The organism is Variovorax stachyos (assembly GCF_051400855.1).
Taxonomy (GTDB): Bacteria; Pseudomonadota; Gammaproteobacteria; order Burkholderiales; family Burkholderiaceae_C; genus Variovorax.
The window spans coordinates 1-17,718 of sequence record NZ_JBLFFN010000020.1 but is presented as its reverse complement, the minus strand read 5'-3'; the positions used below and the strand labels follow the sequence as shown (position 1 = coordinate 17,718).

The window sequence follows — 17,718 nt, the reverse complement described above, 5'->3', positions numbered from 1 at the left end:
AACTGGGGTTGCGCATCAGTTTTCGAAGCGCAGGACGTCGTCGAGCGCGCTCTTGATCCTGGCGAGCTGCGCCTCGCTCGTCGGCGGCATCGGTGCGCGCGGCAGGCCCGCGTTGCAGCCTTGCAGCGTGATCGAGGTCTTCAGGTTCGCGGGCAGGTTGTCCGCGACGATCGCGTTCCAGAACGCCAGCATCGACTTGTGCATCTCCAGGGCCTTGGCATGGTCGCCCGCCTGCACGGCATTCCAGAGCGCGACGCACACGCCCGGCAGCGCGGCCGGGGTCGCGGCGATCGTGCCGTGGGCGCCCAGCGCGAACGACGAATACAGCAGCGCATCCACGGCGGAGAAGACCTTGCAGCCCTGGGGCACGCCCAGGAGCAGGTCGGCCATGAGCTTCAGGTCGCCCTGGCTCTGCTTGATGCCCTGCACGCCGGGCAGCTCCTTCATGAGGCGGATCATCTGCGCCGGGCTCAGGTAGTTCCAGGGCACGACGTTGTAGATGATGACCGGGATGTCCACGGCTTCCGTCAGCGCCTTGAAGTGCCGGAAGGTCGCGTCCTCGTCGGGCTTGAACAGATAGTGCACGGGCGTGACCTGCAGTGCCGCGATGGGCAGGTGCGAAATCGCCTTGGCGCGGTTGATTGCGTCGCGCGTGCTGTTGGAAATGATGCCGGCGACGATCGGCACGGCACCCGCGACTTCCACCGCGGTGATTTCCAGGAGACGCTTGAACTCGTCGATCGTGAGCGTATGGCCTTCGCCGCTGCTGCCGCCGGGGCACAGTCCGTGCACCTTCTTGTCCAGGTTGAAGCGGATGACCTTGCGGAAGGCGGCTTCGTCGATATCGCCATCGGCGGTGAAAGGCGTGACGAGGGGCGGAATGACACCCGAGAGATCAAGACCCATGAAGAGGCTCCGGTTGCGGTGGTGAAAAGGTTTGGTGGTGGCGGGGCACGCGATGCGCCGCGCTGGGATCCTGTGCTTGCACCGGACTATAACCCAACTGACATGTCAGTCAGTGCTTAGTAATAGCCCTAGCTTGTGCATCAGTCCATCGCGGACAGGTGTTTGCCCGTACCATCCGGGCATGAACACCTCCGCCATCGCGCCGCCCGAGTTGCAGAAGGCGTCTTCGCGCCCGGCCGCCGAGCCCGAGCCGGTCACGCAACGAAACCGCGCCTACCAGGGATTTCGCCAGCAGATCATCGATGCGCGGATCCGGCCGGGGCAATTCGTCTCCCAGCGCGAGTTGATGCAGCTGCTCGAGATGCCGCTGGCCGCCGTGCGCGAGCTGGTGCCCAGGCTCGAGGCCGCCGGGCTCATCAAGGCGGTCCCCAAGCGGGGCCTGCAGATCGCCACCGTGGACATGAAGCTGATCCGCAATGCCTGGCAGGTCCGTGCAATGGTGGAGCGCGAAGCCGTCCTGCACTTCGCGCGCGTTGCCAGTGCCGAGACCATCGCCCGCCTCATTGCGGACCACGAGGCGATCCTCGAGCGCGCACTGCAGCCCCGGCCCGACGATGCACTCGAGAAGGACTCCCAGGCGGTCGACTGGGGCCTGCACGACGCCATGGTCGACTCCATCGGCAACGAGATCCTGTCGGAGATCTACCGCGTCAACAGCCTGCACGTCCGCTTGATCCGCTACGACGCGGATTCGATGCGCCCCGTGCAGGTCGTGCCCGCCATGCGCGAACACCTCGAGTTCCTCCGCGCCCTGGCCGACCATGATGCCGAAGGCGCGCTGGAACGCATGATGGCGCACATCGAGCAATCCAAGCACCGGGTGCTCGGCGGCATGCTGCGCGTGGGGCAGTAGCGCGCGGGCCCCATGGGCTTGCAGGATCGTGGCGCGTGTTTGCACGATCCTGCAACGCGTGGCCCTCGGTGGAGACAAACGGCGGCGAGCTGCTTAAGCTCGGCGCATGCTGACATCCATCCAGAAGGCGCCGCACGAGGACCGATCCTCCGAGCAGTTGCAAGTCACCGTGATGCGGGCCGAGCTCGCTGCGCAGATCGACCGGCTCACCGGCGGCGTCGACGGCCTCTATGACACTGCGGTCCCCCGGTTTCGGCTCGCGCGGGTTTCGCAGATGCAGCATCCGGCGCATGTGGTGCACGAGCCGGCCTTCTGCGTGCTCGCGCAGGGCAGCAAGCGCGTGCTGCTGGCCGACGAGGTCTACATCTACGACACCGCCCGGTACCTGGTGGTCGCGCAGAACCTGCCCGTGTCCGGCCAGGTGATCGACGTCTCGCCCGATGCGCCGTACCTCGGCCTGAAGCTCAGCTTCGACGTCAAGGACATCGCCGCCGCGGCGCTGGAGTTCAGGTTCGGCGAGGCCGCTCCGGCGCGCGCCTCGCCGCGCGGGATCTACACCGGCGAGCTGTCCACGGCCGTGCTCGACCCGGTGCTGCGCCTGGTCAAGCTGCTGGATTCCCCCGAGGACGTCCCCGCGCTGGCGCCGCTGATCATTCGCGAGATCCTGTACCGGCTGCTGAAGTCGCCCGATGGCTGGCGGCTGGCCCAGATGGCGATGGTGGACAGCCACAGCCAGCGCATCACCCAGGCGATCAGCGTGCTTACACGGCGCTTCCAGGAGCCGCTGCGTGTCGAGGCCCTCGCCGAAGAGGTCCACATGAGCGTGTCATCGCTGCACCACCATTTCAAGGCTGTCACTGCGATGAGCCCGCTGCAGTTCCAGAAGCAGCTGCGCCTGCAGGAGGCGCGGCGCATCATGATCGGCGAGCACGTGGACGCCGCCACCGCCGGCCACCGCGTGGGCTATGAAAGCCAGTCGCAGTTCAACCGCGAGTACAGCCGCTTCTTCGGCTCGCCGCCGGCACGCGACGTGAAGCGGCTGCGGGAGCTGCAGCTGGGGCGCGTGACCAATTGACGGGCTGCGCTGCCCTAAGATGGTTTCGGCGAGCGCAGCTTTCCTCGAGGCGTTGGCAGCACATCTACAGCTGGTCGTGCATACGGTGCATCGAACCCGCGCTCACAACGCCATCTCGATGACGGTGAAGTCGTCCTCGAGCACGCCGGGCCCGTGCATCTCCCGTGCGAAGTCGAGCAGCCTGTCGAGCTCCGACTGTCCGTCGCGCGCCGGCTGCGCCAGCACGTCGGCGAAGTCGGAGAACGCCAGCATGGACCCATCGGGCCGGGTGATCTCGTACGTCCCGTCGCTGAAGACGAAGAGCCGCGCCGGCGACCGCAGGATGCACTGTTCGTCGGCATAGCGTGCGGCCGGCGAGAGGCCGACGCAGGGGCCGCTTGCCTTCAGCGGCCGGCATTCCCCGGGAGCCTCGCGTGTGCCGCTCACCAGCATCGCCGGTGGGTGGCCGGCCGAGGCGTAGCGCAGCCGGCCGCTGCCGCGGTGATAGACGCCGTACCAGACGGTGCAGAACAGCTCGTTGTGGCGTTCCATCTGGTAGGCCAGGTTGAGCGCGGCGAGCACCTCCGCCGGCCGGCGGAAGTTGGTCCGTGGCAGAGCCTCCGAGCGCAGCGTGTCGGCCACCGCCACCGAGAGCAGGGCGGCGCCCACGCCGTGGCCGCAGACGTCGATCAGGTAGAGCGCGAAGTGATTGGCGTCGATCCAGTGGTAGCCGAAGGAATCGCCGCCCAGCTCGGTGGAGGGCACGAAGCGCCAGTCGACCTTCATCGGCTCCGACAGCGGTGCCGGGAGGATGGCGAGTACGTAGCGCTCGGCGTCGCGCAGTTCCTGCTGCAGCCGGTCGTGGGCACGCTGCAGGGCTTCGCGCGACGCGGCGAGCTCGCGATGGGCACGCGTGAGTTCGCGGTTGGTTGACTCGAGCTGCTCGATCAGCCTGGCTTCGCGCTGGCTGAGCAGGGTCATGTCGTAGGCCTTCTGCTGGACGCGCTGCGCCTCCTCGTGTTCGTTCGTCACATCGAGCAGAACGATCCAGACCGTGGCCTCGTCGGCGAAGAAGTGGACGTCGGCCACGCGTCCGCTGGGCATTTCCATGGAGCGAAGAAGGAAGGGGCTCTCCGCCAGCGGCAGCAGGCCTTCGAGGAAGGGGATCTGGTCGCAGGCGGAGTCGCCGGGCTCGATGCCGGCCAGCCCGTAGTGCGCCAGCTCGCCGCCGGCATGCACCAGCTTCTGTGCGCCATCGACGGCCAGGTGCGCAAGCGCGCGCTGCCCATGGACCAGCACCATGAGCGAGTCGGAAATCCGGTCCGGCAGGTCCAGCATGGCGTTGACAGGCCCTAGCGTGCGAGAAGCTCCGCCAGGTCCTGGAAGCTCGCCTCGACGCCCTCGCCGGTCTTGGCGCTGGTTCGGCGGAAGGTCCATCCCGCAGCCTGCAGTGTCTCGATGCGTTGGGGCGGAAGGGCCCAGTCATCCACCAGGTCGGCCTTGTTGAGCAGGGCGAGAAAGGGAATGCGGCCGACCTCCGCGTCGACGCGGGACTGGATCGAGGCCGCAGTCTCCAGCGTTTCGGGCCGCGTGCCGTCCACCACCAGCAGATAGCCTGCCGCGCCGCGCAGGTAGCTCAGCCGCACTGCCGCCATGTCGTCCTCGCCGGCGATGTCCCACAGGATCAGCGCGAGCGGCTCGGTGCCGAGGGTCATCACCTTCTTGTCGATCTTCACGCCGACGGTGGTGAGGTAGGCGTCCGAGAAGATGGTGTCGACATAGCGGCGAACCAGGCTGGTTTTTCCGACGCCGAATGCACCGAGCAGGCAGATCTTCTTTTGCAGCATGGGGAGAGGTCCTAATCGCTGGTGCCGACAACGAAGGACACGCGCCGGTTCATCGACAACTCGTCGGCGCTGGCGCCGGGCCGAAGCGGCTCCAGCGGGCCGGCGCCACGCACGGAGAGCAGGTTGGGGTCGATGCCGCGCGCCCGCAGCATGGAGCGCACGACCTCGGCGCGCCCGAGGCTGAGGGCCAGGTTGGCCGTGTCCTTGCCGGTGGCATCGGCGTGGCCGACGATCGTCACGCGCACCGAGAAGCCGAGGCCACGGGCCACGCGCACCAGTTCGCGCAGTTCGGCCGCCACGGTGTCGAGCTCGACCCCCTGCTCGGCGGTGGGCCGTGGTGCATTGGCCTCGAAGGGGATGACGTGGGCCTGGATGGCGTCGCGCAGGCGGATGTAGTTCGGGTCCTGCACGTCCTTGAGGGCGCTCAGGTCCACCGGCGGAGCGCCCGCGGGCAGGCTGTGCACGAAGGCCCGCGCCTTGTCCATCCAGTGCTGCGGGGCGCTGCCGTCGGCGCGGATGCCGTCCGCATCCTGCGACAGGCTGACGGTCGGCGGCGGATTCAGGGTCGCCTGCAGGCGCTTCAGCATGATGGCCGGATGCAGCGCCTGGTAGGGCTCCCAGCGTCCGACGATGAGCGCCGGGTCCAGCTTCGCCGGCTCCAGCAGGGCTTCCGGGCGCGTGGCCAGCGGGTCGCGCAGCCCGGACACCCACCACTTGCCGTCGTGGCGATCGGCGCCCATCACGACGATGCCGGGTTCGTCGCGCAGCGCCGCGACGTAGTCGTCGACGCGCTGGCTCTCGATCATCCGCTGCCCGATCCACCAGCCCATTGCCAGCAGCAGCGCCAGGGGGATGGCCCAGAGCAGCGGCGACAGCTTTCTCTTCGACTCGGCCGACTGGGACCACAGGGTGGGCCGCAGCCGCTGCTGCGCGCTCGCTTCGAAGGGGCTGGTGTCGCCTTCGAATTCATCGAGCTGCGTGCGCCATTCGTCGTGGATGGCGGCCAGCGTCTCCACCAGGCATTCGCGCAGCGCCGGCGGCGGGTTGCCCTGGATCACCGCGGCGAGGAAGGCCGACGGACCTTCCTCGCACCACAGCAGCAGGTCGCCCAGGCGCAGGCTGTCGATGCTGCGGCCCTTGGCGCCGCCCTCGGCGGATTCGTCGAAGGAGTCGCGCACGAAGTCCTGGATGGCGGAGAGCATGGCCGACACGAGCTGGGGGTCGCGCGTCGTCGCGTCTTCCGCGGCCTCGTGCGCCAGCAGCAGGCCGGTCTTGCGATGGACCAGGAACAGGTGCTCGACGCGGAACACGGCGGTGTGCCTGAGCACCACGTCGGCAAAGGCGCTGCCGCTGCGCCACGCCTCGAGGCGCCACTTGAGGCCGCGCCACGAGAGGCTGTGCTTGAGTGCCTGGTTGAGCGACTGCAGCTTGCCTTCCAGGGTCTCGGCGATGGCCTTGCGGATCGCCGGCCCCATGACGGGGTACAGGATGTCGACCATCGTGTCCGGATTTTTCCGGATCGACGCCTGGGTGGCGCGTTCGACCGTGGGCGCGAGCACCTGGCCGAGGCGCGCGTCCTGCGCCGCCAGCTCGAAGGCCGAGGGCAGCACGGCGCCCACCGCTTCGGCGAACTCCTGCGGGTCGTCGAACTTGCGCTGCAGCCGCGCCAGCGCCACCTGCTCGCGTTCGAGCAGCACGTCGCGCAGCGCCTCCAGCCGCGGGTCGACCGCGGGGCGCGGCGGCAGCGTCGCGACCACCGTGGGGTCGACGCAGCGCGCCAGCTCGAGCAGCAGTCCGGCCAGCCGCTGGTTCGGACTTTCTTCGGAAGCACCGCCGGGCGCATGGGTCGCGGCCAACGGCAGGCGCGCGGTCACACGGCCTCCGTGCGGCTCACCGGAGCACCGTCGCCTTCGGCTGCGGTATTCGCCTTCGGAGCGGCCGTGCGGCTCAACGGAGCGCCTCCGCCTTCGGCTGCGGTATTCGCCTTCGGAGCGGCCGTGCGGCTCAAACGCGCTCGCTGTTGCCGCCCTTCGGCGACGTGTCCTGGTTCAGGCATTTGGCGATCTCGACGAACAGTCCCGCGAGCAGGTTGCGGTCGGTCTTGACGTTGCTGAGCTCGGAGAACATCCGCTCGATGGTGGCGCGGGTGTCTTCCTGGCGCTTGCGCATGTCGTCGCGCAGGGCCTGGACCTCGTGGCCGAGGCTGTCGGTGAACTCGCGCCCCTGGCGTGCGAGCTGGTCGGACAGCTGGGCAAGGCGCTTTTCAAGTGTCTGCGTCTGCTCCCGCAGGTTGCGCTCCAGTTCCTTGTCGGCATCGGCGCGCAGGTCCTTCTCCTCGCGGAACTGCCCGGCGACGGATTCGAGCTGCTTCTTGATCGTCCCCTCGAGGTTGGTCAGGCTTCGCGACGACTCCGCCTCCAGGTCGCGCAGCCTGTGCTGGAAACGGTCTTCGAGGACCGAGAAGCGCTTGTCGTAGTCCTGCATCTGGTTGCCGAACAGCAACTCGCGCATCTTGTCGACCCCCGAGGCCTCGCCCTGGCCGTTCGGCGGGGTGGCAAGGGCCGCCTGTGCGGCCAGCGCGGTCTGCGCGTCGATGGTGGGGAGGGGTTTTGCTGCAGTTCCCATGGTGTGTTCCTCGTGTGATTGCTTGTGAAGAGTGGCGCCGTGGGGGCGGCGCCCGCGGGAGGGTGGATGCCGGGGGGATCGTTCAGGGCGGCGCGGTCGGCCGGAAGAGGAGCGTCAGGCAATTGCGGCCGTCTTCGCGGCGGTAGTGCATGCCGTTGGAAAAGCGGCGGACGATGGGGATGCCCCAGCCGCCGATGTGCGCGTCCTCGAGGCTGCCGGCGCGCGCGGGTTCCGGGAGCTGGAGCGGGTCGAAGGGGCGCCCCTCGTCCTCGACTTCCAGCGCCACGTCCTCGCCTCGCCACCCCAGCCGCAGGAAGATGCTGCAATGCGCCGCCTCGTCGCCGCTGCCGTGGGCCATGATGTTGGTGACCGCCTCGGTCGAGCACAGGTCGAGTTGCTCCGCGACCCGGCTTGGAAGCCGCTGGCGCTGCGCCCAGTCGTGCACCCACGCGCTCACGCGCGAGAGTTCGCGCAGCTCGGAACCGACGATCAGGGAGGCCTGGGACTCCCTGTCGCTGGAGGACATCAGGGCCTCACTCGGCGCCCGCCTTCAGCGCGCTGAAGGCGGAGTCGACGTCGGGGTACAGCGGAATGATCGTGTCGACCCCCGCCACCTTGAGCACATCCGCCACCAGCGGCGGAGGGCCTGCCAAGGCCATTTCGCCGCCGCGCTGCTTCTGGGCTCTGGCGTTGGTGATCAGGGCTCGAATGCCGATGGACGCGAGAAACGACACCTCGGACATGTCGACCACGGCGAAAAGTTTCCGGGTCGCGACGAGCGCGGAGAAGCGCATGTCGATCTCTTGCGTGCCGGCGCTGTCCAGGCGGCCGATGAGGCTGATCTTCTCGATGCCCCCGGCCAGTTGCTCCGTTCTTAGCTCCATGCCACCTCCGTTTGGATGTATCGATGAGCGCTGAACCGGCAGTCGTCCTCCCCGCTAGGATCGCTCCACCCGCACGGTTCTCTGGACCGGGGCACGGGGTGGTAGGCGTCCCGCGATCAACAAAGCAGGAACTTTTGTAGGATACGCGCAAAGGCTGGCAGCGTCGACCGCGCCGTTGGTAGTAAGCAAAAGCCCTAGGGTCCTGCCGTTTTGGCTCAGGGCCGCTGCGCGACAGCCGGGCGCCCCTCGCTGTCGCGCCAGGCCTGCGGCGTCAAGCCATGCTGCCGCGCGAAGGCACGCTGCAGCGCATCCACCGAGCGGAAGCCGCTGCGGCTCGCGATCCGGTCCTGCGTCCAGCGCGTGCGCCGCAGCAGCTGCGCGGCAGCGGCCACACGGGTCTGCTCGACGAAGCGTGCGGGCGTGCAGCCGGTCTCGGCCACGAAGGCGCGCGCGAAATGCCGCGGGCTCATCTGCACGCGAGCGGCCAATGCCTCGACCGACAGCGCCTCCTGCGGGTGCGTGCCGATCCACGCCACCAGCTCGCGCAGGCGATGGCTGGCCGCGGCCTGGGCCTGCAGCGTCGGGCTCAGCTGCGGCTCGCCGGCGCCGCGCAGCATGGGCAGCGCCAGCGTGCGAGCGATCTCCATCGCCACCGCGTGGCCCAGGTCGTCCTCGACAAGCGCGAGCGCGAGCTCGATGCCGGTGGTGACGCCGGCCGAGGTCCACACCGGGCCGTCGTGCACGTAGATGCGCTCGCGTTGCACGCGCACCTGCGGCCGCAGCGCCTGCAACTGGTCGCAGGCGCGCCAGTGCGTGGTGGCCTCGCGGCCGTCGAGCAGGCCGGCCGCGGCGAGCGCGAAGGCGCCGCTGCACACGCTGGCGATGCGGCGCACCCGCGGCGCGATCTCCGCGAGCCAGTCCGCGATGCGCTGCTCGACGATCGCCGCGCGCACGCCCGGCTCGTCGCCGCCGGCCACGATCAACGTGTCGATCGCGGCGGGCAGTTGCCGCAGCGGGCACGTGGCCGCGAAGCTCAGCCCTCCGTTCGTCGACACGGTGCCGCCGGCCGGCGAGGCGATGTGCAGGCGGTAGTTGCCGGGGCGCATCTGCTCGGCCTTGGTGAAGACGCTGGCCGGCCCGGCGACGTCGATCGCCTCGACGCCGTCGAACGCGACCAGCACGATGTCGCTGGCAGAAAGCGCGGCTTCTTCGTCCTTGTGGGGCAGGGCGGGCATGCGTAGGCTCATCTCAGGGACATCGCGGTTACGGAAGGACGGCCATGTGGAACTGGGTACGGGCGTGGATCGGGGCAAGTATTGCAGCCTTGGTATTGGCGGGCTGCGGGGCGGGCGCACCGCAGGCGCCCTTGCAGGATGACGCGGCCACGATCGCGCGCGACAAGCAAGCCTTCGTCGAGGCCCTGAAGCCGCGCGCGCCGGGCCGCCCGGTCATCGCTGTGCTGGCCCTGAACGAAGGCACCGAGATGACCGACCTCCTGCTGCCGCACGCGGTCCTCCAGCGCGCCGGCGTGGCCGAGGTGCGGATCGTCGCGCCGCGTGCCGGCCGGGTGAGCCTGTACCCCGCGCTGGAAGTCGACGGCGCACAGGACCTGGCCGGCTTCGACCGCATGCATCCCTCGGGCGCGGACTATGTGATCGTCCCCGCGATGCGCACCGACGACGATCCCGCCGTGACGGCCTGGTTGCAGCAGCAGGCGCGGCAGGGCGCGCGCGTGATCGGCGTCTGCTCCGGCGCGCGCGTGGTGGGCCGGGCCGGCCTGCTCGATGGCCGGCGCTTCACGGGCCATTGGTACGACCGCAGCACGCTGCTGCGGCGCCACCCGGGCGCCACCTACGTGCCGAACCGGCGCTACCTGATCGACCGCGGCGTCGCCACCACCACCGGCATCACCGCCTCGGTGCCGACCATGCTCGCGCTGGTGGAGGCGATCGGCGGGCGGGACCGGGCGCAGGCCCTCGCGGCCGAACTCGGTGTCGCCGCCTGGGACCCGTCGCACGACAGCGCGCCCTTCAAGCTCGATGCAGGCCGGGCCTGGACCTATGTGGTCGACAAGGCCGCCTTCTGGCGCGACGAGCGCTGGCACGTCGAGGTACAGGGCGGCAGCGACGACATCGCGCTGGCACTGGCCGTGGATGCCTGGACGCGCACCGGCCGCGTGAACGTGGAGGCCGCGTCGGCATCGGGTCCGGTGCGGCTGAAGAGCGGGCTGGTGCTCGTCGCGCAACCCGCGGCTGCCGGTTCGCCGCGGCTGCCGCTCTCGCCGGCGCTCAGGCCCGTGCAGCAGCTGGACCATACCTTGTGCGAGATCGCCGAGCGCTATGGCGCCGTGCGGCGCGACCGCGTCATGCAGGAGATGGAGTACCCGCGGCCGGAGAGCGCCTGCGCGGGCGCAGCGTCGAGGCTTTCCTGAATCGCGCTCCCCTTTCCCGGCTTCTTCGGGCACGATCGGGTGTCGATGCCGCGTTCGACAGGAGCTGCCATGACACACCCAGACGATTCCCGGAAGCCCGGCGACGAAGTGCCGGCGGACAGTCCCCAGACCGCCGAAGGCATCTGCCCGCACTGCGGCGGTGCGGGCCAGGTCGACGGCGCAAGGTGCCCCGAGTGCGATGGCACCGGCACGGTGAGAGTCACCGTCGGCGACTCCTGAGCTCTCAGCGAGCGTCGCCACGCACCGCCAGCTCGCGGCGCAGGATCTCCTGCACCAGCGCTCGGAACTGCCGGTCCATGGTGCTGCGCACCGCGATCCGGCTGACGAAGGGCGGCACCTGGAAGCCGGGCACCAGCCGGCCGGAATAGCTCAGGCGCACCTGGTTGCCGGCGAGGCTTTCCACGACGTAGCGTCCCTCCATCGACTGGAGATTGCCGCCGACGGCCTGCGCCACGATGCGCCGCGGCGGCGATTCGCTCACCGCCAGCCGGACCTCGACGGGCTGCCGGAAGAACAGGAAGCTGAACTCGCCGGTCTGCTCGACCAGCACCTGGTCGCCATCGCGGCGGATCACGCGCGAGCTGCGCATGTCGGGAATGAATTCGGCCAGGCGGTCGTAGTCGGAGATCACGGCCCATACCGTGCGAGGGTCGACCTGCATGTCGGCCGAGGCGGTCACGGTGATGAGCTCGCCCTGTCCGTCGGTCTCGACGTTGATCCGGTCCACGCTCGCAGCCAGCGCGCCGCGGAGCGGGGCGGCCAGCAGCAGGAGCAGCAGGAGGAAAGGGGCGCAGGCGCGTCGTCTCACTGCGTCGACCATGGGCCGGCCCCGCCCTGGGCGCCGGCCCGGCGGGCCTGGAGGCTGAAGCGCAGGCTCAGGCGATCCTGCACCTGGATCGCGCCGCCCAGGACCGAGAAGGGCACGATGCCGAACTCGGACTGGTCGAACTCGAGCGTGCCGGCGACCTTCAACTCGCCGTTCGCCATCGCGACGCGCACCGGCAGGTCGAAGCGGCGCGTCGTTCCGTGCAGGGTGATCGCGATGCCGAGCCGCGCGTCGGCCGTCATCGCCGCCGGCCCGCTCACCCGGATCAGCGCGAAAGGGAAGCGCTGCACCTCGAGCACCTTGTCGAGCATGTTGGCGCGCGTCGCGGCGATGTCGGCGTCGCTCGGCTGCGTGTCCAGCCCCGCCTCCGCACGCAGCGCCGGCTCGTCGACCGAGAGCTCGGCCAGGGGCAGGTACAGGTCCGCGCGCCCCTCGCCCGGTGCGATCAGGCCCTGCACGTGGCGGCTGGCGACGACATGGTCGTGTCCCAGGCGCGCCAGCGATCCGCCGCGGCGCACGGTGATGACGGCCAGCGAACGTGCCGGCTCGATGCGATACACCGGCTGGCCCCGGGACAGCGCCTGCTCGTAGAAGGCGCGCGGAAACTCGGCCGGCGCCGCGCGGACCGACGGCCCTACGCCTGGCGGGACCTCGCGCGGCAGCGGTGCGCAGGCTGCCACCCACGCGGCCACAAGAGCCAGGACAAGGAGAGGTCGCCGCAGCATGGGCCCTTCAGGAAGCCTTGCGCAGGCGCACGCGGAACTTGATCGTCACGTCCGGGCCGATGACATCCGTCGCCGCCCACTCGCCGGTGCCGATGCCGAAGGGCAGCCGCTTGACGGTGAAGCCGCCCTGCATGCTCGCGCCGTCGGCCGCGTCGTTCCAGGTGAAGGGCACCTCGACGGCCTGCTGCACCCCCTTCAGCCTCAGCGTGCCGCGCGCGAGGTAGCTGTTGCCCTGCACGCGGCGGATCTCGGTGGCGCGGAACTCGGCCTGCGGATGGCGGGCGAAGTCGAACCACTCGGGGCCGGCGATGGCCTTGTTGATGTCCGCGTTCGCCATGTCGGCGCTCGCGACGCCGATACGGACCTCGAGGCGGCCGTCGGCGGGGCGCTCGGGGTCGAAGTCCAGCCGCACCTCGAAGTCCTTGAACACACCCGGTGCCGGCGTCTTCTCGAAGGTGGCGGCGAAGTCGAGCTGGCTCGCAGCCGGGTCCATCTTCCATTCGGCGCCATAGGCAGCAAGCGGCAGCGCGGCGCAGGCGAGCAGCACGGCGAGGCGGGCCAGGCGGTTCATTGGCGTCCCTTCGCCTGCGGCTGAGGTGCCATTCGCCTTTGCCTTTAGAGCGGCCGTGGGGCTCATGAACGGCGTCTCCAGGCCGGCAGCATTCGCATCAGCACCTCGTCGCGCTGGATGAAGTGGTGTCGCAGTGCCGCGCCGATGTGCACGACGAGCAGGGCGGCCAGGGCGATGCCCAGCGAGAGATGCACGATCGCCGCGAGCTCCGACGCAGCCTTGTCGGCCGCCGCGATCGCCGGCAAGGGCCATTGCCGGAAGATGCGGAAGGGCATGCCCGAGGTGGACTGGATGACCCAGCCGCTGAGCGGCAGCGCGAGCATCAGTCCATAGAGCAGCACATGGCTGGCGCGCGCCGCGATGCGTTCCCACGCAGGCATGTGCGCGGGCAGGGCCGGCGCCGCGGGTGCGGCAAGCCGCCACGCCAGGCGCAGCAGCACCAGCGCGAGCACCAGCACCCCGATCGACTTGTGCCAGACGAAGAGGTCCAGCTTGACCGGCGAGAGCCGCCACGAGACCGCCAGCCAGCCGAGCGCGAACTGGACGAGGATCAGCAGCGCGATCAGCCAGTGGAAGAACTTGACGCCGCCGTTCCATGCGGCGGGCGCCGGCGCTGCTTGCCGGCCGGCGTCGATGGATCTGGCGGATCTGGGTTTCGGCCGCATCCTGCGCTTGTACCGGCTGTGCCGGTTGCGTACAAGGGGCCTGTGGTCCGCGCCCTCAGGCCGGTTGCGCGCCCGGCTGCCGCGCGGGCCACAGCCGCACGGCCAGGGCCGCGGCGGCGGAGGCGGTCGCCAGCGCCGTGACGCCCATCCAGCCCCACGCGGCCAGCAGCAGGCTGCCCAGCGCCGCGCCCGCGGCCATGCCGATGAACATGCCGACGAAGAGCACGGCATTGAGGCGGCTGCGCGCGGCGGGCTCGATGCCGTAGATCAAGGTCTGGTGCGCGATCAGCGTGGCCTGCATGCCGAGGTCGAAGCCGATCGCGCAAAGCACCAGCAAGCCGAGGCGGGCCTGCGGCTGCAGCAGCGGCGACAGCGCCATCGCCGCGAAGGAGATGACGACCAGCCCCGCTCCGAGACGGGTGACCCATTCCGGCCCGCGCCGATCGGCCATGCGCCCGGCCAGCGGCGCGGCCAGCGCGCCCGCGGCGCCCGCCAGGCCGAAGGCGCCGGCCGCCGCAGCGCCCAGGTGGAAGGGCGCGGCGTGCAGCATCACGGCCAGGGTCGACCAGAAGGCGCTGAAGCCGACCGCCAGCAACCCCTGCGCCAGCGCCGCGCGCCGCAGCGCCGGATGACGCCGCCACAGCGTGGCCAGCGAGCCCAGGAGGGCGCGGTAGGCCAGTTGCGTCGTGGGCTGGAAGCGCGGCAGCCGCTGCCAGGCGGCCAGGCCGATCAGCGCGATGCTCGCCGCCGCGGCCACGAACACCGCCCGCCAGCCGAAGTGCTCCGCCACGAAGCCGCTCGCCACCCGCGACAGCAGCACGCCCAGCAGCAGCCCCGTCATCACCGTGCCCACGGCCCGGCCGCGGTGCGCTTCGGGCGCGAGCGTGGCGGCGGCGGGCACGACGTCCTGCGCGAGCGTCGCCGACAGCCCGACGGCCAGGCTGAGGACCAGCAGCACGCCGATGGAGGGCGCGACGCCCGTCAGCAGCAGCGCCGCGCCGAGCACGCCGGCCTTGATCAGGATGATGCGGCGCCGGTCGTAGCGGTCGCCCAGCGGGGCCAGCAGCCCGATGCCGAGGGCGTAGCCGAGCTGCGTGAGCGTGGGGACGAGGCCGATGGCCCGATCGGAGGCGCCGATCTCCGCGCCGAGCACGCCCAGCATGGGCTGGCTGTAGTAGAGCGACGCAACTGCCAGGCCCGCCATCGTGGCCAGCAACAGGAGCAGCGATGCCGGCAGCCCTTGCGGCTCGACCGGCCGCGGTCGAGCTGGACCGGCACCTGCTATTGCATGCGAACAATGAATACCAGACATGGAGTAAACCCTAGGAACTGCGTTAGGAGAGGAGTTTGAGGGCTAAGCTTCACACGCGGTAGCCGGAACAGTCGAACAACAGATATACGCCGATCGCATGAATGAACGCCTCGCGCCCACGGGCAATACCGATCGCATAGCGCTGATGCAGACCTTCGTCCGCATCGTGGAGGCCGGCAGCCTCTCGGCCGCCGCGGCGCAGTTGGGCGCGACCCAACCCACGGTGAGCCGGCGCCTCCAGGCGCTGGAGCGCTCGCTGGGCGTGCGCTTGCTGCGGCGCTCGACCCATGCAATGAAGCTCACGGAGGATGGCGAGCGCTGCTTCGAGCGCGCCAAGGAACTGCTGGCCAGCTGGGAAGCCTTCGAAGCCGAGTTGCGCGGCAACGGCGACGAGCCCGAGGGCAGCCTGCGCGTGATCGCGCCGCATGCCTTCGGCCAGCAGCAACTGGTCGAGCCGCTCGCGCGCTTCCTGCGGCGCCACCCGCGCGTCACCGTCGAATGGCTGCTGCACGACGACATGCAGGACTTCGTGGCCCATGGCATCGATTGCGCCATCCAGGTCGGCGAGGTCCGAGACCCGTCGGTGGTGGCGCTCAAGCTGGCGGAGGTGCCGCGCATCGCGATCGCTGCGCCTTCGGTGCTCGAGGGCCGGCCCGTACCCGCCCATCCCGCTGAACTGGCAAGCCTGCCTTGGCTGGCGCTGCGCACCTACTACCGCAACGAGCTGACGCTCACGCATGTGGCGAGCGGCGAAACCCTGCGCTTCGCCATCCGCCCGCGCCTGAGTACCGACAGCCTGCTGGCCATGCGCAGCGCCGCGCTTGCGGGGCTCGGGGCGTGCGTGGTTTCGGCCTGGCTGCCGATCGAGGACCTGGCCCAGGGGCGGCTGGTCCACCTGGCACCCGAATGGCGCGCGGCGCCCTTGCCGGTCTACCTGGTCTACCCCCACGCACGCTTCCAGCCGGCCCGGCTGCGCCGCTTCATCGAGGCGATGCGGGAGGCCATGCCCGCCATATTCGGGATGGACGTACCGGCGCCGCCCGGCGAGGCGCATGCGGGGACACGTCTGCGCCAGCCGCTATAGCCGAATCTGGCCTTCCTGACAAGAGCACTTGTGAAGGAGGCGCCGCGCCCGGCTGCGCGCCAAACTCCCGCCCCGAGGACCCCAGCAGCCATGACGAAGAAGATCCAGCTCAACGATGAACAGTGGCGAACGCTCGAAGCGTTGCGCGACGCCCTTGCCAAGCGGCGCCCCACCCACACCATCAAGGTCTCGAGCCGCCTGCGCTCCAACGGGCTGGTCACCACCGACCGCCAGGGCGCCTGCGTGCTGACCGACCAGGGGCTCAGCCGGTTGAACCAGGGGCGCTGAGCGCGCGACCGGTACGTCCGTTCGAAGGGCCACCGCGCCAGGGCGCTCGCGGTGGAAGGAGAAGCCAGCGCGGCCAGCTCGGCCGCCTGCAGCTTTCCCGTCAATCCCGACTGAATAGAGCTCCAAATCTGTCTTTTTGTCGCGCAAGCCTAAGTGCGCGGCCAGACCTTCCTAGCATTTGACGGTCGCCGACCTTCGGGTTTCACGAACTGCGGCCTGAGCTTCCGGCTTGTGTGCGGGAGAGGGTGCCACGTCGGGCGGCATCGCTCGCCACGTGCGCGCCGCGCGTGGGTCCCTGCACGACCCGAGACCTCCCCATGAACAGAACGCATCGCAGTCTTTGGAACCCCGCGCTGGGCGCGTGGGTGGCCGCCCCCGAGAACGCCCGGGCACGAGGCAAGCGCAGCCGCGGCGCTTCGTGCGTCGCGAGATCTTGTGCGCTGGCGGCTGCACTGGGAGGCCAAATACTGGCGGTGTCCGCGAGCGGTGCATTCGCCGGCGTGATCGGCGGCATTGGCGTGCTCGCCCTGGGGGCTGCGACAACCGCCCAGGCACAGGCTCAGTCCTTGGGTCTCCATGGAGGTGACGGAGGCTGCAGCGGGGGCTGTACGGCGCAAGGCGGCGTCGGCGGTAGCTCTACGTTTCCAGATGGATCAGAGGGATCAGAGGGATCGGATATCGAGCTTGGTGGTAGCGGCGGTGGCGGTGGCGGCGTCAGCTTGTCGACAGGGGCCGGAGGCAATGGTGGCGCAGGGGGGGATGGCGAATGGCCGGGCGGGCGCGGCGGCAGCGGCGGAAGCGTCGTCGACACGACTCAAGGGAACAACGCCGTCCTGCTGATCGGCACGGCCGGCGAAAACGGCGCGCAGGGAGCGGCCTCAGATGTCTACGCTGGTAGTGGTGGTGGCGGCGGCGGCGGGGGCGGGTTTGGCTGGGTCCTCTCAGGCGCCGGTCTTGCAAGCAATTCGTCGCAAATCGTAGGGGGTAAGGGGGGAAGCGGCGGCATCGGGGGCAGCACGATCATGGGCGGCTGGCACGACGGCGGCGCCGGCGGCGGCGGGGCCGGCGGCGGCGGCGTGTTGCTCACCGACGCAATCAGGTTCACGAACAGTGGTTCCATGTCCGGGGGAGATGGCGGGGCGTCGGGAGGCTTGGATAACTATCACACAGGAGGCAAAGATGTCGGCGGCGACGGCGGCATGGGCATTGCGCTCACAGGCGGCGGCACCATCAACAACAGCGGCGTGATTGCCGGGGGCGCGGGCGGCGCCGGCAGCTGGGTCGGCCGCGCCAGCAGCACTGATCCCATCAGCCGCACAGGCGGCAACGGCGGTGCTGGTGTCCTGCTCACTTCGGGCGGCACTGTGCTGAACACCGGAACCATTCAAGGCGGCGCGGGTGGTGGCCTGCCTTCTCCACACGCCCACCCTGGCGCCGGAGGCGCCGGCGTTGTCGCCACCGGCAATACGAGCATCACCAACGGCGGCGGCATCAGCGGCGGCCCGAGTGGCAATAGCACGACGCGCGCGAACGCCATCGACTTCTCCGGCGGCAACAACACGCTCA

The 17,718-nt window shown here is 70.0% G+C and carries 19 protein-coding genes and 2 pseudogenes; 8 read left to right on the top strand and 13 right to left on the bottom strand.

Translation table 11 applies throughout. The annotated features are described in order from the left end of the window. Positions 1–15: 15 nt before the first annotated feature. A complete protein-coding gene (locus ACMGEZ_RS25095; protein ID WP_436825000.1) occupies positions 16–906 on the bottom strand; it encodes a dihydrodipicolinate synthase family protein in 891 nt (296 codons plus the stop codon). A gap of 181 nt (positions 907–1,087) precedes the next feature. Between ACMGEZ_RS25095 and ACMGEZ_RS25090 the strand changes: the two genes are divergently transcribed. Further along, complete coding sequence (locus tag ACMGEZ_RS25090; RefSeq protein ID WP_436824999.1) at positions 1,088–1,819, top strand: GntR family transcriptional regulator; 732 nt, start codon at positions 1,088–1,090, stop codon at positions 1,817–1,819. A gap of 106 nt (positions 1,820–1,925) precedes the next feature. After that, complete coding sequence (locus ACMGEZ_RS25085; protein WP_436824998.1) at positions 1,926–2,894, top strand: AraC family transcriptional regulator; 969 nt, start codon at positions 1,926–1,928, stop codon at positions 2,892–2,894. A 102-nt stretch (positions 2,895–2,996) separates the two neighbouring features. Here the strand turns inward: ACMGEZ_RS25085 and ACMGEZ_RS25080 are convergent, their stop codons facing one another. From ACMGEZ_RS25080 to ACMGEZ_RS25050, 7 genes are all read right to left on the bottom strand, one after another. Beyond that, positions 2,997–4,211 (bottom strand): PP2C family protein-serine/threonine phosphatase, encoded by a 1,215-nt coding sequence (locus ACMGEZ_RS25080; protein ID WP_436824997.1) that lies wholly within the window; start codon positions 4,209–4,211, stop codon positions 2,997–2,999. A 14-nt stretch (positions 4,212–4,225) separates the two neighbouring features. After that, complete coding sequence (locus ACMGEZ_RS25075) at positions 4,226–4,720, bottom strand: Rab family GTPase (protein ID WP_436824996.1); 495 nt, start codon at positions 4,718–4,720, stop codon at positions 4,226–4,228. An 11-nt stretch (positions 4,721–4,731) separates the two neighbouring features. After that, positions 4,732–6,594, bottom strand: coding sequence for an OmpA family protein (locus ACMGEZ_RS25070; protein ID WP_436824995.1), 1,863 nt, complete (start codon positions 6,592–6,594; stop codon positions 4,732–4,734). Positions 6,595–6,724: 130 nt separating this feature from the next. Further along, positions 6,725–7,345 (bottom strand): hypothetical protein, encoded by a 621-nt coding sequence (locus ACMGEZ_RS25065; protein ID WP_436824994.1) that lies wholly within the window; start codon positions 7,343–7,345, stop codon positions 6,725–6,727. A gap of 82 nt (positions 7,346–7,427) precedes the next feature. Next, positions 7,428–7,871 carry an ATP-binding protein gene (locus tag ACMGEZ_RS25060; protein ID WP_436824993.1) on the bottom strand — a complete coding sequence of 148 codons (444 nt, stop codon included), beginning with the start codon at positions 7,869–7,871 and terminating at the stop codon, positions 7,428–7,430. 7 nt (positions 7,872–7,878) lie between these two features. Beyond that, positions 7,879–8,229 (bottom strand): STAS domain-containing protein, encoded by a 351-nt coding sequence (locus ACMGEZ_RS25055; protein WP_436824992.1) that lies wholly within the window; start codon positions 8,227–8,229, stop codon positions 7,879–7,881. A 215-nt stretch (positions 8,230–8,444) separates the two neighbouring features. Next, positions 8,445–9,464 (bottom strand): GlxA family transcriptional regulator, encoded by a 1,020-nt coding sequence (locus tag ACMGEZ_RS25050; RefSeq protein WP_436824991.1) that lies wholly within the window; start codon positions 9,462–9,464, stop codon positions 8,445–8,447. A gap of 44 nt (positions 9,465–9,508) precedes the next feature. On the opposite strand from ACMGEZ_RS25050, the gene ACMGEZ_RS25045 reads away from it, so the two are divergent. Beyond that, the gene (locus ACMGEZ_RS25045) at positions 9,509–10,660 is read left to right on the top strand and encodes a DJ-1/PfpI family protein (protein WP_436824990.1); all 1,152 of its coding nucleotides are present in this window, start codon (positions 9,509–9,511) and stop codon (positions 10,658–10,660) included. Between the two features lie 69 nt (positions 10,661–10,729). Then, positions 10,730–10,900, top strand: a complete 171-nt coding sequence (locus ACMGEZ_RS25040; protein ID WP_436824989.1) for a hypothetical protein — start codon at positions 10,730–10,732, stop codon at positions 10,898–10,900. A 4-nt stretch (positions 10,901–10,904) separates the two neighbouring features. On the opposite strand, the gene ACMGEZ_RS25035 is transcribed toward ACMGEZ_RS25040, so the two are convergent. The 5 genes from ACMGEZ_RS25035 to ACMGEZ_RS25015 form a co-directional block, all read right to left on the bottom strand. Next, complete coding sequence (locus tag ACMGEZ_RS25035; protein WP_436824988.1) at positions 10,905–11,489, bottom strand: SRPBCC family protein; 585 nt, start codon at positions 11,487–11,489, stop codon at positions 10,905–10,907. Continuing rightward, positions 11,486–12,232 (bottom strand): YceI family protein, encoded by a 747-nt coding sequence (locus tag ACMGEZ_RS25030; protein WP_436824987.1) that lies wholly within the window; start codon positions 12,230–12,232, stop codon positions 11,486–11,488. Before ACMGEZ_RS25030 ends, ACMGEZ_RS25035 begins: the two co-directional genes overlap by 4 nt. 7 nt (positions 12,233–12,239) lie before the next feature. Continuing rightward, positions 12,240–12,803, bottom strand: a complete 564-nt coding sequence (locus tag ACMGEZ_RS25025; RefSeq protein WP_436824986.1) for a YceI family protein — start codon at positions 12,801–12,803, stop codon at positions 12,240–12,242. 62 nt (positions 12,804–12,865) lie between these two features. Next, on the bottom strand, positions 12,866–13,468 hold the full coding sequence (locus ACMGEZ_RS25020) for a cytochrome b (RefSeq protein ID WP_436824985.1): 603 nt from the start codon (positions 13,466–13,468) through the stop codon (positions 12,866–12,868). Between the two features lie 55 nt (positions 13,469–13,523). Next, positions 13,524–14,780 (bottom strand): MFS transporter, encoded by a 1,257-nt coding sequence (locus ACMGEZ_RS25015; RefSeq protein ID WP_436824984.1) that lies wholly within the window; start codon positions 14,778–14,780, stop codon positions 13,524–13,526. Positions 14,781–14,877: 97 nt separating this feature from the next. Here ACMGEZ_RS25015 and ACMGEZ_RS25010 point away from each other — a divergent pair, with 97 nt between their 5' ends. The 4 genes and pseudogenes from ACMGEZ_RS25010 to ACMGEZ_RS24995 form a co-directional block, all read left to right on the top strand. Continuing rightward, on the top strand, positions 14,878–15,864 hold the full coding sequence (locus ACMGEZ_RS25010; RefSeq protein ID WP_436824983.1) for a LysR family transcriptional regulator: 987 nt from the start codon (positions 14,878–14,880) through the stop codon (positions 15,862–15,864). A 90-nt stretch (positions 15,865–15,954) separates the two neighbouring features. After that, a complete protein-coding gene (locus ACMGEZ_RS25005) occupies positions 15,955–16,152 on the top strand; it encodes a hypothetical protein (protein ID WP_436824982.1) in 198 nt (65 codons plus the stop codon). A gap of 317 nt (positions 16,153–16,469) precedes the next feature. Continuing rightward, positions 16,470–16,595 (top strand): annotated as a pseudogene (locus ACMGEZ_RS25000) (ESPR domain-containing protein); the annotation flags it as partial. A gap of 579 nt (positions 16,596–17,174) precedes the next feature. Further along, positions 17,175–17,718: pseudogene (locus ACMGEZ_RS24995) on the top strand (autotransporter outer membrane beta-barrel domain-containing protein); the annotation flags it as partial.

What these genes read in the sequence shown, in the direction of transcription:
- ACMGEZ_RS25095 (WP_436825000.1), bottom strand. Translation starts at nt 906, where the DNA reads ATGGGTCTTGATCTCTCGGGTGTCATTCCGCCCCTCGTCACGCCTTTC.
- ACMGEZ_RS25090 (WP_436824999.1), top strand. Translation starts at nt 1,088, where the DNA reads ATGAACACCTCCGCCATCGCGCCGCCCGAGTTGCAGAAGGCGTCTTCG.
- ACMGEZ_RS25085 (WP_436824998.1), top strand. Translation starts at nt 1,926, where the DNA reads ATGCTGACATCCATCCAGAAGGCGCCGCACGAGGACCGATCCTCCGAG.
- ACMGEZ_RS25080 (WP_436824997.1), bottom strand. Translation starts at nt 4,211, where the DNA reads ATGCTGGACCTGCCGGACCGGATTTCCGACTCGCTCATGGTGCTGGTC.
- ACMGEZ_RS25075 (WP_436824996.1), bottom strand. Translation starts at nt 4,720, where the DNA reads ATGCTGCAAAAGAAGATCTGCCTGCTCGGTGCATTCGGCGTCGGAAAA.
- ACMGEZ_RS25065 (WP_436824994.1), bottom strand. Translation starts at nt 7,345, where the DNA reads ATGGGAACTGCAGCAAAACCCCTCCCCACCATCGACGCGCAGACCGCG.
- ACMGEZ_RS25060 (WP_436824993.1), bottom strand. Translation starts at nt 7,871, where the DNA reads ATGTCCTCCAGCGACAGGGAGTCCCAGGCCTCCCTGATCGTCGGTTCC.
- ACMGEZ_RS25055 (WP_436824992.1), bottom strand. Translation starts at nt 8,229, where the DNA reads ATGGAGCTAAGAACGGAGCAACTGGCCGGGGGCATCGAGAAGATCAGC.
- ACMGEZ_RS25050 (WP_436824991.1), bottom strand. Translation starts at nt 9,464, where the DNA reads ATGCCCGCCCTGCCCCACAAGGACGAAGAAGCCGCGCTTTCTGCCAGC.
- ACMGEZ_RS25045 (WP_436824990.1), top strand. Translation starts at nt 9,509, where the DNA reads ATGTGGAACTGGGTACGGGCGTGGATCGGGGCAAGTATTGCAGCCTTG.
- ACMGEZ_RS25040 (WP_436824989.1), top strand. Translation starts at nt 10,730, where the DNA reads ATGACACACCCAGACGATTCCCGGAAGCCCGGCGACGAAGTGCCGGCG.
- ACMGEZ_RS25030 (WP_436824987.1), bottom strand. Translation starts at nt 12,232, where the DNA reads ATGCTGCGGCGACCTCTCCTTGTCCTGGCTCTTGTGGCCGCGTGGGTG.
- ACMGEZ_RS25025 (WP_436824986.1), bottom strand. Translation starts at nt 12,803, where the DNA reads ATGAACCGCCTGGCCCGCCTCGCCGTGCTGCTCGCCTGCGCCGCGCTG.
- ACMGEZ_RS25020 (WP_436824985.1), bottom strand. Translation starts at nt 13,468, where the DNA reads ATGCGGCCGAAACCCAGATCCGCCAGATCCATCGACGCCGGCCGGCAA.
- ACMGEZ_RS25015 (WP_436824984.1), bottom strand. Translation starts at nt 14,780, where the DNA reads ATGTCTGGTATTCATTGTTCGCATGCAATAGCAGGTGCCGGTCCAGCT.
- ACMGEZ_RS25010 (WP_436824983.1), top strand. Translation starts at nt 14,878, where the DNA reads ATGAATGAACGCCTCGCGCCCACGGGCAATACCGATCGCATAGCGCTG.
- ACMGEZ_RS25005 (WP_436824982.1), top strand. Translation starts at nt 15,955, where the DNA reads ATGACGAAGAAGATCCAGCTCAACGATGAACAGTGGCGAACGCTCGAA.